This window comes from Pedobacter aquatilis (assembly GCF_032678405.1).
Classification (GTDB): Bacteria; Bacteroidota; Bacteroidia; order Sphingobacteriales; family Sphingobacteriaceae; genus Pedobacter; species Pedobacter aquatilis_A.
This window is the reverse complement of the sequence record NZ_JAVTSJ010000001.1, coordinates 104661-121977: the sequence shown is the minus strand read 5'-3', so window position 1 is coordinate 121977 and position 17317 is coordinate 104661. Positions and strand designations below refer to the sequence as shown.

The window sequence follows — 17317 nt, the reverse complement described above, 5'->3', positions numbered from 1 at the left end:
GATTAGCTTTTTATAAAATATTTAGCGGCAGCCAGGGCCTTAAAATGAACTACCCGGTTTAAATTCGAAGCATTCGCCAGTACTTTTCCTTTTTCATCACTAACTTTTAAACCTTTAGGCAGAAAAACATAACAGACGGTATTAGCCGCTTTATTGCTGATGCTGGCCTTTACAACCGAGCCATTTTTCCATATCATATCAACTTCAAAACCGCCCCGGGCACGAAGGCCTGTAAAACTTCCGTTCTGCCAGGCCTCATCTTCAGGCAAAGCCGGCAAAAAACGGATGACATTATTTGCCCCGTGGCTTTGAAACAACATTTCGGTAATCCCTGCCGTACCCCCAAAGTTGCCATCAATCTGAAACGGCGGGTGCGCACAGAATAAATTCGGATAAGTACCACCGCCTTTTTGCATGTCCATACCCGACGAACTCACCGGTTTCAGCAAACCTTTAAGTAAGCCTAAGGCATGGTTTCCGTCACCAAGCCTTGCCCAGAAGTTTATTTTCCAGGCTTTACTCCAGCCGGTACTCTCATCACCCCTTTGTTTAAGGGTTTCTTTGGCAGCTTCGGCTAAAGCTTTCGTATCCCAGGGCGTAATTTCATCATAAGGATAAAGGCCAAACAAATGCGATACATGGCGGTGGTGCGGTTCTGCATCGTCCCAGTCTTCCAGCCATTCGTTAATATCGCCTTTGGCACCAATTTGGTTTGGCGCAAGCTTTGGAATAAGGCTATAAAGTTCTTTCCTGAAAGCATCATCAAGCTTTAAAATAGCCGAAGCGCTGGCAGTTGCATTAAACAGGTTCCGGCAAATCTGCATATCCATGGTAGGTCCCATGGCCGTTTCGCCCTTAAAACCATCTGGCATGATATAGGTATTTTCAGGTGAGTTGGAAGGTGAAACAACCAGCCAGCCATGCTTTGGCTCCCTTCGCAGAATTGATTTCAGAAATAAAGCAGATCCCTTTAAAACCGGATAATATTTCCTCAGGAAGTTGATGTCTTTGCTGTATTGATAATGTGTCCAGATATGTGTGCTTAGCCAGGCACCACCGGTTAATGTAGAACCCCATTCTGCACCTTCTCCCGGTGAGGTATAAAGCCATGGGTTTGCAATCACATGCGCCACCCAGCCATCAGCATTATAATAAGCCTTAGCCGTTTTCTCACCATTCGGGATAAGCTGCTGTGTAAACTGAAACAGCGGCTGTGTAAGGGCAGCTAAATTCGTGGCCTCTGCAGGCCAGTAGTTCATCTGCAGGTTAATGTTTAAGTGGTAATCGCCATTCCAGGGTGTCTGGTATTCCGTAGCCCAAAGCCCCTGTAAATTGGCCGGCATTAAACCCGGTCTTGATGATGAAATTAAAAGGTATCGCCCAAAATTGAAATACAAGGCAGGCAAAGCCGGATCACTTTTACCCTGCTGGTATTGTTCAAGCCGTTGATTAGTCGTTAAAGGTTCATTGGAAAGTGCAACATCAAAATTTAACCGGCAGCGATTAAAGAACGACTGGTATTTTAGTAAATGCTGCGCAAAGGCCTTACTTTCCGGAATCCTGGCAGCTTGATCCGTTTTTAATTTACAGCGGCTGTTAATGTCATCATGGTTAAGCTTCGCCTTAACAGGATCATAATTCGTTTCGGTATTGAGTACCAGTTCGCAGCTTGTTGCACCCTCTATAATCAGCTTATCGCCCTCAATTTTCAACTTACCATCCCTTAATTGGGCTTTAACCATGGTGATGAATTTCATCCCGGGCCCCTTTCCGGCAGGTAATTGCCCTTCCATTACCAGGTAACCATCTTTAACCCTAACCACCGCATTTTCTTTACGGTAAAGGGAAATGGCAAAACTAAGCGATTTTTTACGGTCAGCACTGAATCTGATACGGGTTACATCATGGCTGAAATCGGTATAAACCTTTTCATGAAAACGGGTATGGTTTCTGCTGAAAGAGGTTTCAACCACTGCCTGCTCCAGGTTCAACACCCTGTTATAATTGGAAACAGTACCTGAAGTATCTTTCCATTGCACCAATAAATCGCCAGCGGTCTGGTAACAGCCATACAGCGCATTTGCCGCACGCCCCAAATTCGAACCTTCGTCTTTTGATACAAAGTGCTTTCTCAATAAAGCCTGGGCTTCCCTGTTTTTTCCTTCCAGCAATAAATCCTGAATGGGTTTCAGGTAGCTGTGCGCATCTGACCGGTTGGCATCCTGTGGGCCGCCAGACCAAAGCGTAATCTCGTTTAAGGCAATCCGCTCCTGCTTTGTATTGCCATACACCAAAGCACCTAACCTGCCGTTGCCGAGTGGTAACGATTCTTCAAAAACGGCAGCTGCCTTATCGAATTTCACCAATACGGGCGATTGCTGAGCATAAGCAATTGATAAATTCAGCACGGTAATCAGCAAAAACAAACGCAATGGGTACATAGCAGGCAGGAGATTAAGTTTTAAAACTATCAATTTAATTCAAAAAACAGAAGCCAAATAATTAATCAGCCTATAAATCAATAAAGTAGCGTGTTTGATGATTTTTTATTTGCAGGAAATGCATCAGAACCCTATATTTGCACCACTTTAAAGGAAACGGTTAAAGGTTTTCACAAAGTAGATTCCGTAGCTCAGCTGGTAGAGCATTACACTTTTAATGTAGTGGTCCTGGGTTCGAATCCCAGCGGGATCACAAGCAAATCCTCTAACGAAAGTTAGGGGATTTTTTATTTTAAGCCGCTGGGGTTCGAACAGAAGCGCCGGGCGGGTTCGATTTGAAAAAGGCTCAGGGATAAGTCCGGGCTTGTGGGACTGAGCCAATCCCAGCAGGATCACGAAAAGCCTCACAGAAATGTGGGCCTTTTTTGTTTTAAGCCCCTCGGATTCTAACAGAAGCGCCGGGTGAGTTCGGTTTGAAAAAGGCTCAGGGATAAGTCCGGGCTTGTGGGGCAGAACCAATCCCAGCGAGATTACAGACGTGTTAGGCTTTTTTGTTTTCAGAAAACTTGTCATTCTGAGTGTGCGAAGAATCTGGTAGCCTGAAACAATCCCAGCTATACCCAACAATGTGTTTTGATATAGGCATTTTTATTATTGATGATACCATCAAACCCAGTTCTCCCGGTACGCTATCCAATTCCCTACTACCAATAAAGCTGGTATCTTACCACTATACATGGGTTCATTACTATCTTAGGAATTTATTATATTTGTTTTATGGAAACGCCTACAAAATCTAACAAAGTGCATCTCGGCAGAAAGATCAGCCGCATCAGAGAAATACGTGGTATCAAGCAGGATTTTCTTGCTACTGAACTTGGCGTAAGCCAGCAGACCATTTCCAAGATAGAACAGAGTGAGGAAGTTGAAGATGCAACACTAGAAAAAATTGCTAAAGTTTTAGGAGTGTCACCAGAGGGAATAAAAAACTTTAATGAGGAATTCCTAATCAACAATATCAATTCTTCTTACGACAATAGTACATTCAATGTTAATAACCATTGTACATTTAACCCTCTTGATAAATTGATGGAAGTTGTTGAGGAAAACAAAAGTCTTTATGAGCGGTTGCTAGCAAGTGAGCGTGAAAAGGTAGAATTACTTAAAGGGGTAAATAACGATAAATAACACCTCTCTGATTAAACTCACATAATCATAAAAAATAAAAGCCTCTGTATCTCCATTTAATACAGTTAGTTACTATAAGTTGCTTTTCAGCCATTTTGAGCATTCATTGGATATTCTCGCGAAAGTGTACAATCATTCCGCATTTATGCTGACGGGTGCATATTACGGACAAACTGTACCATCCGTTTCGGTCCAAACTGGTCAAAGATTTGTTGACCGGATTTTTTCTTTAGTGCCTCTTTCCCACTCGACAGCTAAAGGGGCCGGCAGCATCTCTTTTTCTCTTTAATCCTTTACTAAACTGGTTTCGTTTTGAGCCGTTTTTGTATTAGAAGGTGGCTATTCCCACTCGCCAAATTATAATTGACTTCTGATTAATGCAAATTAGCCTGCTCAGGAGGCCGCAATGAGGCTTTCTAAGCCGTTGGCTTTCCAATTAATGGAATTTGCACTGGAAGGCTTTATTTGACTGTGAAAATAAAATCAGTAGGCAAGCAGTTGAAGAAAAATTTTTAGCCTTGGGCTAAAACTGACCAGTTTGAACCGAAAAAGTGTGTCAGTTTGGAGCGAAATCCGCTGTCAGCATAAATGCGGAATAAGTTGTCACTTTCGCCGTAATATCCAATATATAGCAGTTGTAGCTAAAAGGTATTAAAAATTGGTGAGCGATTAGGTGAGTCAAAATCGAAAACCGCAATTATACTATTTAAATGCTGATTTTAGCACTAGGTGCCAATCCCAGAGAGATCACGAAAAGCCTCACAGAAATATGTGGCTTTTTTGTTTTAAGAATTCCAACCCGGGTCCGAACTAACCTCTCCAATAGGTCGTATATGGATTGCGAGTGAGAAATCCCAGCGAGATTACATATATGTGAGCTTTTCCTTTGTTTAAATCATTTCCAGACGGAATCTGCGTTTACATCTTAGATTTAAGCAACCGCTGAAACAGCAAGGAGTATTCTACCGGATTACAAATCCGCCGTTATCTCTAGTTTGAGATGCCATGGGAACATCTCGAAAAACGGGCAAAATGAATAAATAGTTATTTAACTATTTATTCATTTTGCAGTAATTTAATTAAGGCTTGAATAAACAAATTCCATTACCTCCATAATCTCGCTTCCATTAAGTGTCCTGAACCCTTCTAAGAGCCGTTGGGCATTCGCAGGCCCTTGTCGCCTGACTTTGCCATTTATGTAGAGGCCAAGTTCAATATTTGCGCTGTAGGATGGTGTCAGATCAAAAAAGGTCCTTTGATTGGATGAGCGTACGTGGAGCCCGGCAATTTCAATTACCGGCTTTTCTGAGAGAATCCGGATAACCGAGTTCAAATCCGAAGCATACCGAATCCTTACCATTTGCCAATACCAAATCAAATACCTGTTTACCCTGCGTATTTGCATTTGCCGCAATGTTTTATTATCAGCATCAAAAGACCACATGGTTTCAATCATAATTTCTATGGTTGATAGAAACCAGCTCTTGAAATCAGCTACGGTTTGGCTTTCATAAAGCTTGGCATATGCATATTCATGAAGCAAAGCATATACATCAGCATGGTAATCTGATTCCTCTATCACTTTTGGAAAACTCCCTATCCCATCTGCCAAACTTGAATTTAGCCCGTGCTGGCTATAGTGTAGGCTTTCATGAAAAAGAAATAAGCGCCCAGCTTTTTTGATTCGCTCTTGCGTCTTCAACCTGTTAGATAGGGCAACGAAAAATCCAGTATCAATACGCCATTGGTGTTGGCTCCTGTCATACTCAAATCCGTCAGATACAGCAATCGTTTCAATATCGATTTTATCTGATGAAAGCAGTTGGTTATTGAAAAGAGCTTCCAATGGCCGCCAGTATGGAATATCCATTGACGACCAGTCTGCGGTTGGCTCAAGTGCTTCAAACCATTTTGAAACATCTTTACCACCGAAGGAGCGAATAAAGGCACGAACATTACCTTGTAGCATTTCATCATAACTCTTTCTATATTCAGCAGCAAGTTTTTGCTGTTCTTCGGTAAAACTCACACGCTCCTGTACAAGACTATTGAGCTCAACAGCCGGAACTTGTTTAAGTGTCGCAGTCGCTTTGTACTGGTAGGTTTGCATTACCGGGTATATGTTGGGCTGGATTTTATGTCCCATCACAAAAGCAACAGGCGGTGGTACAGAAGCGAAAACATGCACCTTACCCATTTTAGGATATTTAACGGTCAAAAGGGTAATGATCTCATCATAACGTTTCGCAAATTCAGCTAAATCTTTTTGAGTTGAGATTACGTCGTACCCTGGGGCCGATAGTCCATATGCCACTGTTTTCATTAAATTAGCTCCAACTATAACATCGGTTAATGTTTGGTCGACCGGTACAGATATGCTCACATTGATGGCGACATCGTTTGAGGACAAATTTTCATCACTCGGCACTCCAGATTCAACAAGCTGGAAGGGCCGTTCACTTTCTCCATTCATAAACCACTCTTTGGTCTGGTGGTGCCTAAACATCGGAATTACCAAGCGATAATTATCTATAAAGTACCCAAGATGTAAAATTAAGGGAACTGGTGCAAAGCCAAAATAATAGATTTTAGCATCAGCAAATTCATTCAACAATGGTCGCAGAGACTTCTCCAATTGAACCTGCTGCAAGAGCGCCAATTGTTCCCAATCTTCAATCTCCTCTCCCAATGGAATTCTTGCAGGATTAATTTCAATAAATTTCACATCAGCAGCCAATAGCCCATCAAGGGCTTCAAGGCATTCCAGATCGGTAATTTCAGCGTGAACGGTATGTTTGATTATTAGATTCATATTATTTTTTTTTAATGTACAGTACCCCCACCGTTCCAGATGTCGGTTGCTGCCCAGATTTCATAATGAAATAGCCATTCGCAGGCCCATAGTAATATTGTATTTACGATTAGTTTAGAAGGCCGCCATTCCCTTCCATTTGGAAAAAACAGGCAAAGTTTCTGTTGATAAACTGAATATACATGCGGTAAGCTTTCAGCCTTGACTATCAGTTCAGGCTGCAAAACATAAATCTTGGGGTATTCACCTTTCAGATAAACAATTTCAAGAAGATATTGCAAGGCAAAAGGGTGCGGCTTTACAAAACCTTTCCAGGTAAGTTTATCTCCTGAAACTTTAACTTCAGCATCTCCCATAAATGATTTTAAAGCATCCCGCTGCACTTGCAGCGGGAGTGTTACATTAGCTTTTCTTCCCATGAAAATTATGTGCTGGAATGGTCCTACCTATTGTGCCTAACATTCCTGTTCCGGCTGCTACTTTTAAATTGCCGGAAAGCCGTTGTTCAAAAGCGTTTGTTCCCATCATGTTTAGCGCATCATTTACGGCCCTAGTTCCGAACATTGATTTCATTTCCCCACCAATGACTGGAAGTCCTTCCAACAACGATAGCCTATATATATCAGCTTTAAATTTATTAAACCATGCAAAAAACTTTATCTCCCGCTCTGGGTGTTCCTGCCACTTATCAGCAAAATTTTCCAACGGATTAACTGGATTCTCAACCCATCGGACGTTTTTCCCACCCACAAACCTTGTAGTGATGTATGTTGGCATCCTGTCCAAAAGACCGATAAGTGAATCGTAAAGGTTTTCTCCTTGGAAATAAGCCCTTGCAGCGAGGGTCATGATGATAACCGAAACAGGTTTATCATCCTTATCATCAGCAAACTCGACATCCCGATGTGCCTTCATCAACTGAATGATACGCTGTAGAGCGGTTCGAGCTTGATAATCTGGAATTGATGATATCGCTTTCCCTGTTGCGGAGAAAATACGTGTCTTGGCGATGATAATATCCTCCGACATACGCTCTAAAAACCACAATGCCAGGCCTTCAGTATTGCTCTTTGGCAGTTCGGCACCCTGAATGGCATAACTTTCTTTTTTATTGTCCGTAATTCCAATCGTGTGTTTAGCGAAGCGCTCTGGGACGTTTTGGTCTATGATGAAACTGAAATTGGCAGGAATTGCTGGTACAACGTCTAAATGGAAACGCGCAGCATCTGCATAAGGAAGTCTCCAGCAGCGGCGGTGTTCGTCCAGCATCCTTTTATAATCTTCGCTCTGCTCTAACCTCAAGCGCACAAGATTTTTCACGTCCTTGGCAGAAACCAAACCCTGATCAATTAAGAGTAACAAGGTCATGTCAACATCGAATTCTTCCTCTTCAGTTAGTGGGCGTATAGCAGTACCTAAGCGCATTGACCCCTGAAGAAATACTTTCGGTAGATACTTAGCCAGTAACGAGCCAGGCAAAGTAAGGAATGCCGCCACGGTTTGGAATTTCGCATTTGCAAATCCGTATTGCGCATCTGTAAGACTGACAGCATCTGAAAGATTAATCAGGAGTTGTGTAAAAAACTGCTTTTTCTCTGACGTTAACATAAACCCCTCCTTCTTTTCAGGCCAATAACCTTTTTTGAAATTTCACAAGACATCCCGCAACATTTGGAAATGCCATCTTTTCGACTTTCAATAAGTCTCATCAGGCCACACTGTATAGCCTGGTGCCGGATTAAAGGCTTAATCACATTCTTTTTCATGATCATGTTTTTTGATAAAACTTTTGTTCTTACGAACATTTAATTCCTGAATTGGAACATGTTTCAGCGTACATGGCACCGGGTATCTTACGGAGTGGAAGTGGGGATTTCGTGTAAAAATATTTTAGACTGTCCGTCGTTTTTTACTTTTACGAAGTGTTATTCAAAGCACCCCAATTTTTTCCGCGGAGTATCTGCCGGTTTTCCGGCACCTGGCTTCAGAAAGATACTCTCCTAAAGCTTGCCGGAGTCGGATTTGGCAAGCTTTAGTTTTTAATAATTTGTTGCTCCAAAAAATCAACACCGCTGCAATCGGTGTTCCCTCTATGAAGTCTTTAAGAGATAGCTTCAAGTCATCGATACTGTTCAGTTTTTTTTACTAATACCAAACTTTTCTCCTATCTGGATGTCTTTAAAGATTTAGGACTGGGGCTGTGGTATCAATGTGTTCAACGATATTGCGACAGCAAATTGTTATAATGTTATTCAAATTACTGTGCGAGAGCCGTATACAAATGAATAATCTGAAAAACGATTAAAATTACGGTATTTCTACAGAATTGTTCATTTTTTTAATAAAAAACTTATTAACATATTTTTTTTTGAGTTTTATGCTCAGAATCAGTCATAAATTGATATATTAGAATAAGTAAAATCTTAAAGTTTGGAATGTTAATAAAGTTCACCGTACAAAATTTCCTATCTTTCAGAAATTCTGCCTATCTAGACATGGAAGCGGGATCCATACGCGAACTTTCTAAGTCATTGATAAATACGAAATTAGGAACCCAAGACTTAAAATTAATTCGAAATGCAGTTATCTATGGAGCAAATTCTGCCGGAAAGTCAAATTTTTTCAAAGGGTTCTATCTTCTTAAACAGCTTATTAAATATAGTTTCGATGAAAACTTTTTTGGCAACAATTTACCTTCGTACCCCTTCCTCCTAAATGAAGGTACTGTTAACCAACCAACAGCTTTTGAAGTGTCATTTCTCATTAATCATCTATATTATAGATATAGCCTCGTTTATGATAAGGATAGGGTAATCAAAGAGAGTTTGTTTACTATTTCTAAAAGAAAAGAAGAAATACTTTTTTTGAGGCATGAAGACGGATTTGTTATAGGAAAACACTTAGAGATACAGACTAAAGGTGAAGTCAAATTTCTTCAAAAACTCGCAAAGCCCCGGATACTATTCTTATCTGTACTTGCAAAGTTTAATGTAAACATTTCATTGGAAATCGCCGCTTGGTTCGATCGGATTAGAATCTATACCGATCAACACATTGAAGAAAACCTAAATTTAACCGCCGAGCTTTTTGCAATTACAGAATATAAGCCACTTATATATGAGATAATTAAAGCTTCAGACCTTGGCTTCTCCACAATCGAACAGGAACTTGAGCAAAGAATAGAAAAACAAAAGCAAAATGCAGGTTTACTTCAGGCATTATATGATGATGAACCCGATAAATACAAAATCAGGACCAAGCATATTCAATACACTTCAAATCAGGCATCCTCAAAATTCCTCTATTTTGACCTAAGAGAAAATGAATCTGCAGGTGCTCAGAAGTTTGTATCAATTCTTGGCCCTATTGTTAAAGCATTAAAAGATGGTTCTATCGTTTGGATAGATGAAATAGATTCCAGATTACATACCCACTTAGTTCAATTGTTGACCCAGATCGTAAATTCTCAAAAATATAGTCTCAACAATGGTCAAGTGATATTTTCGAGCCATGATACACACTTATTCAAAAAACTTAGAAGAGATCAACTCATATTGGTCAATAAAAATGAATTTGGGGAATCATCTATAAGCAGCATTTATTCCAGTAACCCTGAAATACGAGCAGACTCACAAATTGATAAAGAATATCTAAACAAACAACTCGGAGGGGTTCCGATGATAAACTCCCAAATATTGCTAGATTTTGACTCAGCTGAAAATGAATAAATCAAATTTGATGATGTACAGAAATAACTTAGGACTTCTGAAACCAACTGGACGATCGCAAGACCGGTGAGATGAAATGGAAATCCTGCCAGAGGGAAAGTTGCAATGAGTTTCGACCATCCCCTCTACCCGTTCCAGATGAGCCGGGAGCTATTGGCAAGATGGTTTGTTGAAAACATTTATGACGATGCTTACTATTGTAAATCGCCAATGCTTTCAGTAATTTACATAAAACACAAGTGAATTATAATTTGGTGAGTGACAACAGCCACCTTCTAATGCGAAACCGGCTGAAAACAAAACCAGGATACTGGAGGATTAAAGAGAAAAAGATATGCTGCCGACCCCTTTAGCTGTTGAGTGGAAAAGAGATACTAAAGAAGAAATTCGGACAACAAATCTTTGACCAGTTTGTTTCGGAATAGACTGTAAACTTTCATCGGAATATGCAATCTACCACAATACACTTTCCCTGAAACACCTAAACCACCCTAAACCAAAAGCCCCGAAAAAATTACGACTAAACTTATCGAACCACCTCATGCCTCAACGAAACCACACCGCACTCAAACACATGTGTATCCACAAGTTTCATTTTCATACGGTCCTTAATAGCTGCAAAGGCAGGAACACCCTTGCCGATCAGCACCGGACTCACATTGATCCAGCTCGCATCAATCAGCCTAACTGAAAGCAACGAATGCGCCGCTGTAGGGCTTCCAAACAACAGGATATCTCCCGAAACCTCATTCTTTAGCTTTTTCAGCACAGAAACAAAGTCTGCTCCGATTACGGTTGTATTTTCAAAATCACCGGCATCAAGTGTATTAGAAAGCACAACTTTTCTGGCACTGGCATACCAGGCCGAGTGTTCGATGTCGTGCTTCGATGCATTGAGCTGATCCGCTGCTGTCGGCCAGTAAGCTTCCATCATTTCAAAAGTCTTGCGACCGTACAATGCAGTATTGGTGGCAGTGATGTGCTTTGACCCATAATCAAACACCTCATCATTGATAACGATCCAGTCCATTTCCCCATTTGGTCCCGAGGCGAAACCGTCGAGCGAGACATGCATAAAAAGTACTATTTTTCCCATAATGTTTAAGTGCCAATATTAAGCTTTGGCCCTTATAACTGCAAATATGGACTAAAATCCTATTAAAATGCAAGGCCAGACAGGACTGTAAATATGGGCAAAAGCGACATGACAAACGGCTCTTAAGAAAAGGATAGCGATAATGCATTAGCCTCATTCCGGCACAACCTGGCGCAAGATTGTGCCAGGTCTGAGAAATTTCAGTCGATAAGCTTGTTTAAACCAATGATGTGCGAGGCTTTGCCATTAGCATCGTACATCGGTTTACCATATGCCCTGATCCAGTGCACAGAACCATCACGCCAGCGCACCTGGTATTGCGCCTGGTAAATGCTGTTAGTGGCTATAGCTTTTTGCACCTCATCTTTAATGGTATCCCGATAGGCGGGTAACATGGCTTCAAACAGGTCTGTGTAGGTAAATTCCTCTTCAGGTAAATAGCCATAATTCTTTTTAAATTGCTTGTTGGGGCTCATTTCGCCCGTCTCAAACGTTACGATGGTATAACCCAGACTGGTATCCTCGATGGCATTGAGAAGTACCTTATTGGCCTCCTCGGTTACCTGGCGGAGAAATACAAGTGTTGATATGTCATCAATGATAAACATAATGTTTTCCGGCTCATCCCCCATCCTTCCAACGGGTTGTAGGGAAAGGTTAGCGAAAATATGCCTTTGCCCATCCCCCTCCCTGATCAGGAGTTTACTTTCTTTGGCATGGAAAGGAACTCGTTTTAGATTTACCTCATCAAGTAGTGCGGCAAAATCCTGCCCATCAATATCCAGTATTAATTGATCCAGACGTTCATCTAGGAGTGTAGCCGGGTTGCCAAAAAGTTTGACGAGCGATTGATTAGCCTGCCAGAGATTTTTAGTTCCTGCAGAACAGATACCCATGGCCATTGGTGCCTCAAGAAAGATCTGTTCATAACTATCGAGCACGTTTTCCAGCACCGTATTGGCTGCTGTAATCGCCTGCTGGTATTCTATCAGGTGCGATACTTTTTCCTTTGCTTTTTCATGACGGCTCGTCAACTGCCTGTTGTGCGCTTTTATCGTTACTTCTTCAGCTGCAACCAGCCAGAGTCCCATTCTGTCGAGAAAAATCCTGGCAAACCTGGCCAGCAGGCTCCTTTTCTTTTCATCAAACAGCTTTACCTCATGATCCATTAACCAAAGCGTACCGATATTATGACCGCCGGGCGCTATTAGTGCTGCGCCTGCAAAGCATTTAATCTGGCTTGTGTCCTCTGCGCAAAAACTTAACAGCTCATGTTCACCCTGAACCATAATCAATACTTCATCGGTTAATAGTTTACCGATGAGCTTAGCTGATCTCGGCTCCGACTTTTCTTTTCCAAATCCAATATTAGCTTTAAAAAAAACATCGTTTCGCCCGATTAATGCGATTAAGCAAATTGGCATATCAAATACCTGGCAGGCCAGTTCGGCGATGTCTTGTATACCATGTTCGGATGGACTGCTGGCTAATTTATACCGGTCCAGGGCAGCTAACCGCTCCTCTTCATTGCGCCCCGAAAACGGGGCTTCCACTACCTCTGCCATATGCTATGAATTAGGTGTATATTATAAGATATAGGGCGAGCGCTAATGGCTTAGATATTAATATAAACCTATAGATTTTTTTTGAAATTGTCATCCGAAATTTCAAATCGGATTTAGATTATTTCCAGCCTTAACAATCCATTTAAACAGGGTTTATTATCGGGCTGGATGAACAGTAAAAATGCTTCCGGAAATCCTTGTTTCGGATTAAGCAAACCATTCATTGTTCATTCTCGTAAATATGTCAATAAGCTACTCTCGAGGCAAGATTTTCCGGGATTTGCGTCTGGTTTTATGAAAACCTAAGACTGATTCAAAATTCATACGCTACTGATGTACAGGGAAAACCTAATAATAGCACTTAAAAATGAGCTGCGTGGTAAATCCGGCCTCTTGCTTACTGCTGCAGATGATTTTAAACAGCTCGTTATCGAAATTTTCCTTTTCACTAACGATTATATTTCGCCGGATACGCTGAAAAGTTTTTTTGGCTTTGGTCTGCCAAATAGCAATCCACCGCTGGTTATTATGGATATCCTGAGCCGCTATGCCGGTTATCACAGCTGGAAAGATTTTGTTGCCCATACACCGGAATAATCTTTGAATTTAAAAGCCATTACTTGCGCCGGATCAGGTGCAATTAAAGCAAGCGAATTATACAATCATACACAACAGCCCGAACTTTTGTACCACGCTGAAATATCCTTATGCCTAACCATAGCCGGGCTAATTAACATATATCTCCTATCCTTATGCTATTGCTTAGTGCTTGGGGCTTGCTTGCATCTCCTTTAAAACGCAATTTCAATATACTGTTATGGGATAGCTATAGGATAGGAAAGCAATAGCAATTGGATAGAGAATAGCTAAAGGTAGTATAGAAGATAGCTTAGCCGGCAATGATTTTGCCTTGGTATTTGCCGCTGAAACCGAATAACCATAATCAGATTTGTTAACAAAATTAAAGTTGGAACCTGTTAGCTTCCTTATTATTTAGCTTCAGTAAGCAAAGGAAACTGTTTCTGCCACATCGCTGCATAAGCGCCTTTCTTTTTAAGTAATTGCGAATGATTGCCTTCTTCCAGCAACTCACCTTTATTTAAAACGGCAATTTTATCTGCACTAACCACCGTACTTAAGCGATGAGCGATCAGGATAATGGTTTTTCCCTGTTCACGCAAGAGCGAGATGGCATTATGAATATATTCTTCAGCGGTAGAATCAAGCGAAGAAGTCGCTTCATCGAGGATCAGGATTTCCGGTTCCCTGTATAAGGCACGGGCAATCGCCAGGCGCTGTCTTTGCCCGCCTGAGAGGTTGGTAGCATTCTCGCCCAGGTAAGTTTCAAAGCCCTGAGGTAGCTGCTCAATAAAATCAAGGATATTAAGCTGTCCGCAAATTTTAATAATTCTTTTGAAATCAGGCTCCATTTCGCCGACAGCAATATTGTCAATTACATTGCCGGCAAAAAGGTGTACGTCCTGTGGCACCACACTCACCAGCTTGCGAAGGCTTTCGTTACTCAGGTAATTGATATCAAATTCGCCCAGCATAATCTGGCCGGATTGTAGCGGGTATATGTTTTGCAGCAGCGACAGCAAAGTAGTTTTGCCTGAGCCACTTTCCCCAACAATGGCGGTAATCTTACCTTTGGGCACAATTAGGCTTAAATCTTCAAATACGGTAACCCTTGTACCGTAACGGAAGTTCACATGCCTGAACGCAATATCGCCAATCATATCGGCCGTAAGCTCCGTGCGGTTCTCGGTCTTTTCCCGCTCCAGGTCCATAATTTCGAAAAGCCTGTCGGCGGCAATACGGGCATCCTGAAATACTTTGTTCATCCCGATCAGGCCGATAACCGGACCGGTAAAATAGCCTATGATGGCATAAAATGAAAGTAACTCTCCGGGGGTAATGAGGTTTTGCAAAACGAAGCTTGCACCTGCCCAGAGCAGTATGACAGCAAAAATGCTTGAAACAAGGCTACTGGCATTGCCAATCAGCAGGGAGTTTGTTCCTGAAGTGTATACGGTTTTGAGCAGTTCGATAAAGCGTATTTCCGTCTTCAGGTTAGCAAAGTTCTCCAGGCCAAAACGTTTGATGGTGCTTACCGAATTAACAGATTCGACCAGCTGATTTTCCAGGTCGGCACTTTTTTCCATTAGTTTCCGCTGTGTACTGCGGTTAAGTTTATTGGAGAAATAATAAATCAGCGCATACAGCGGTACAACAGTCAGCATAATCAGCGCCAGTTTCCAGTAATAGGTAAACATGAGCACGAAAGAGAAAATAAGGATGAATACATTTACTGCAAAACCAATGAGCACATCGTTAATGAAGGCCCTTATTTTTACGGCATCATTCATTCGCGAAATGATTTCCCCCACCCGCATGGTATCAAAGAAACTTTGCGGCAATCGCAAAAGGTGTTTATAATAACCTAAAATTAACCTGGCATCAATCTGCTGGCCGGTTTTAATGGTGAGCAACGTTTTCGCATAATTAATAAAGAGCTGAATCAGGATAATGACAATCATTACCGTACCCATCAGGTTCAGTAAATTGGTATTGCCTTCGGGCAAAACATTATCTACAATCTTTTGCAGGAAAATAGAGGTAGAAAGGCCCAGAATGGTATAAAAAACAGCCCCTACCAAAACCTGAAGTAAAACCGACTGGTGGGGCATGAGGAGGTAAAGGAATCTTTTTTCGAGCGAGATGCGCTCTGTTCCTGCCGTAAAATCATCGCCCGGCAAGAGCAACACCAGCACGCCGCTCCACTTTTGCCTGAATTCCTGGTGTGGGATTTTCTGCATTTCCCCGTAAGCCGGGTCCATAATTTCAACATAGTCGGAATGAATGCTGTAGATGACCACGTAATGTGGTAGCTGGTTCTGTATAACATGCGCAATTACAGGAAGCGGGATATTGAACAGGTTCTCATAGTCGGCTTTAACCCCTTTAGCCGATAAACCCAGCCGCGTTGCGGCCTCAATAAGCCCCAGTACATTGGTGCCTTTTTTATCGGTCGATGCATACTGCCTGATACGGGCAATGGGCATATCCAGACCGTAATGAAAGGCAATGGAAGCCAGACAGGCTGCGCCACAGTCCGTTACATCATGTTGTTTAACAATGGTTCTTTTTGCGGCTCTGCCAAAGGTGAATCTGGCCTTTATTTTATCGAAGAATGATGCTGATTTCATAGGCGGCTCAAAGTGGTTTCTTTGGCTTGGGGAATAACGTTCGGGTTGAGCCAGTCGTCTGCTTTATCGTAAAGCAGCTGGAATAAGGTACGCCGGGTAACAAAAAAGCGTGCCTGGAGGGTCATGCCTTTCTTTATCCTTCCGGTATAACCGTTCTTAAGTTTAAGATTATTTTTATCAAGTATACAGCGAACCTTGAAAAAGGGCTGACCGCCGTTCTGCATGAAAATATCGCTTGAAATGGAAATAATTTTTCCGCTTGCCATGCCCCATTCATTGTAATTGTAGGCATCAATCTGGAACCTTGCCCGGGTACCAATGCGTAAAAGGCCAATATCTTTAGGTTGTACATAGGTTTCGGCAATCAGGCCGGAATCGGGTGAAATCTCACCGAGGATTTCGTTGGCCGAAATAGAACTGCCGGGCTGGATGCCCTTAAGTTCCTGTACGGTACCGCTTAATGGTGCTTTAATGGTATAGAAAGCCTTTTCTTCGCTGTATTGTTTATCCTTTGCCCCGAGCTGCTGGTTTTGGATGTTTAACTGATTGAGTTCGGTTTGCCATTTGCTTCCCTGCTCTTCCCCAATAAGGGAAAGCTCGTTAAACACATTGTCCTTCTTTAGTTTAACTTCGTCATACTCCAGGGCCGAAACAGCACGACGCTTATAAAGATAAGCATAGCGTTCAAAGTTCTTAAGGGCAAGTTGATAGCGGGCTTTGGCCTCGGTTACCCGCTGCATGAACAGGCTATACTGCTGTCCGTAAACACCTGATTTGAGGGGCAGTTTCTTCGACCAGTCGTTGCGGCGGTAAGCATTAATGAGTAAGCCAAGGTCATTAAGCTGATCGGCTACATCCGTTTGCTGAAAGGTATTCAATTCGTCCTGGCTCTCTATGTTTTCCTTACGGATAGTAAGCAATACCTGACCGGCTTTGACATGCATGTTTTCTTTAATGAAAAGCGAGTCGATCCTGCCGGAGATTAGTGGTTTGATTTCATTGCGCTCAACAGTTGGGCGAAAAAGGCCTGAGCTTTTAACGTTTACATCCACACGGATTAAAAACATGCCGATAAAGGCCACACTTAAGCAAACCAACAATAACTGGTAAATAATTTTAGTGCGGGAGTTATGCGAATGGAAGTGGTATTCTGCCGTATTTTCGATAATCTCCTTTGGAAATATATATTTGTCGCTATCCATATCCTATGATTATATACGAAAAACAGCCCTTTTGGTTTTATTAAAGGCAAAATAGCCTCCGTGGAGAGGCTAATCT

General features: G+C 41.9%; 11 protein-coding genes and 1 tRNA gene. 4 read left to right on the top strand and 8 right to left on the bottom strand.

Annotation, left to right across the window (positions count from 1 at the left end):
* Positions 1 to 2: 2 nt before the first annotated feature.
* Positions 3 to 2441, bottom strand: coding sequence for a glycosyl hydrolase family 95 catalytic domain-containing protein (locus tag R2R71_RS00515; RefSeq protein WP_316829280.1), 2439 nt, complete (start codon positions 2439 to 2441; stop codon positions 3 to 5).
* Between the two features lie 180 nt (positions 2442 to 2621).
* On the opposite strand from R2R71_RS00515, the gene R2R71_RS00510 reads away from it, so the two are divergent.
* Both R2R71_RS00510 and R2R71_RS00505 read left to right on the top strand, forming a co-directional pair.
* Positions 2622 to 2694 (top strand) — tRNA-Lys (locus tag R2R71_RS00510).
* Positions 2695 to 3218: 524 nt separating this feature from the next.
* Positions 3219 to 3629 carry a helix-turn-helix domain-containing protein gene (locus R2R71_RS00505; protein ID WP_316829279.1) on the top strand — a complete coding sequence of 137 codons (411 nt, stop codon included), beginning with the start codon at positions 3219 to 3221 and terminating at the stop codon, positions 3627 to 3629.
* A gap of 1075 nt (positions 3630 to 4704) precedes the next feature.
* Here R2R71_RS00505 and R2R71_RS00500 read toward each other — a convergent pair.
* From R2R71_RS00500 to R2R71_RS00490, 3 genes are read right to left on the bottom strand one after another with little or no spacing between them, the layout of a single operon-like run.
* On the bottom strand, positions 4705 to 6441 hold the full coding sequence (locus R2R71_RS00500; protein WP_316829278.1) for an SAVED domain-containing protein: 1737 nt from the start codon (positions 6439 to 6441) through the stop codon (positions 4705 to 4707).
* Positions 6442 to 6452: 11 nt separating this feature from the next.
* Complete coding sequence (locus R2R71_RS00495) at positions 6453 to 6860, bottom strand: hypothetical protein (protein WP_316829277.1); 408 nt, start codon at positions 6858 to 6860, stop codon at positions 6453 to 6455.
* The gene (locus R2R71_RS00490; RefSeq protein ID WP_316829276.1) at positions 6844 to 8049 is read right to left on the bottom strand and encodes a nucleotidyltransferase; all 1206 of its coding nucleotides are present in this window, start codon (positions 8047 to 8049) and stop codon (positions 6844 to 6846) included. Before R2R71_RS00490 ends, R2R71_RS00495 begins: the two co-directional genes overlap by 17 nt.
* Before the next feature lie 887 nt (positions 8050 to 8936).
* On the opposite strand from R2R71_RS00490, the gene R2R71_RS00485 reads away from it, so the two are divergent.
* Positions 8937 to 10169, top strand: a complete 1233-nt coding sequence (locus tag R2R71_RS00485) for an ATP-binding protein (RefSeq protein WP_316829275.1) — start codon at positions 8937 to 8939, stop codon at positions 10167 to 10169.
* A gap of 526 nt (positions 10170 to 10695) precedes the next feature.
* On the opposite strand, the gene R2R71_RS00480 is transcribed toward R2R71_RS00485, so the two are convergent.
* Together R2R71_RS00480 and R2R71_RS00475 are read right to left on the bottom strand one after the other, a co-directional pair.
* Positions 10696 to 11265, bottom strand: coding sequence for a dihydrofolate reductase family protein (locus R2R71_RS00480; protein WP_316829274.1), 570 nt, complete (start codon positions 11263 to 11265; stop codon positions 10696 to 10698).
* A gap of 200 nt (positions 11266 to 11465) precedes the next feature.
* On the bottom strand, positions 11466 to 12830 hold the full coding sequence (locus R2R71_RS00475) for a PAS domain-containing protein (RefSeq protein ID WP_316829273.1): 1365 nt from the start codon (positions 12828 to 12830) through the stop codon (positions 11466 to 11468).
* A gap of 333 nt (positions 12831 to 13163) precedes the next feature.
* On the opposite strand from R2R71_RS00475, the gene R2R71_RS00470 reads away from it, so the two are divergent.
* Entirely contained in the window at positions 13164 to 13427 is a 264-nt protein-coding gene (locus tag R2R71_RS00470) for a hypothetical protein (protein WP_316829272.1), read from the top strand.
* A 392-nt stretch (positions 13428 to 13819) separates the two neighbouring features.
* On the opposite strand, the gene R2R71_RS00465 is transcribed toward R2R71_RS00470, so the two are convergent.
* Both R2R71_RS00465 and R2R71_RS00460 read right to left on the bottom strand, forming a co-directional pair.
* Entirely contained in the window at positions 13820 to 16039 is a 2220-nt protein-coding gene (locus R2R71_RS00465) for a peptidase domain-containing ABC transporter (protein ID WP_316829271.1), read from the bottom strand.
* Complete coding sequence (locus R2R71_RS00460) at positions 16036 to 17241, bottom strand: HlyD family secretion protein (RefSeq protein WP_316829270.1); 1206 nt, start codon at positions 17239 to 17241, stop codon at positions 16036 to 16038. Before R2R71_RS00460 ends, R2R71_RS00465 begins: the two co-directional genes overlap by 4 nt.
* Positions 17242 to 17317 lie beyond the last annotated feature (76 nt).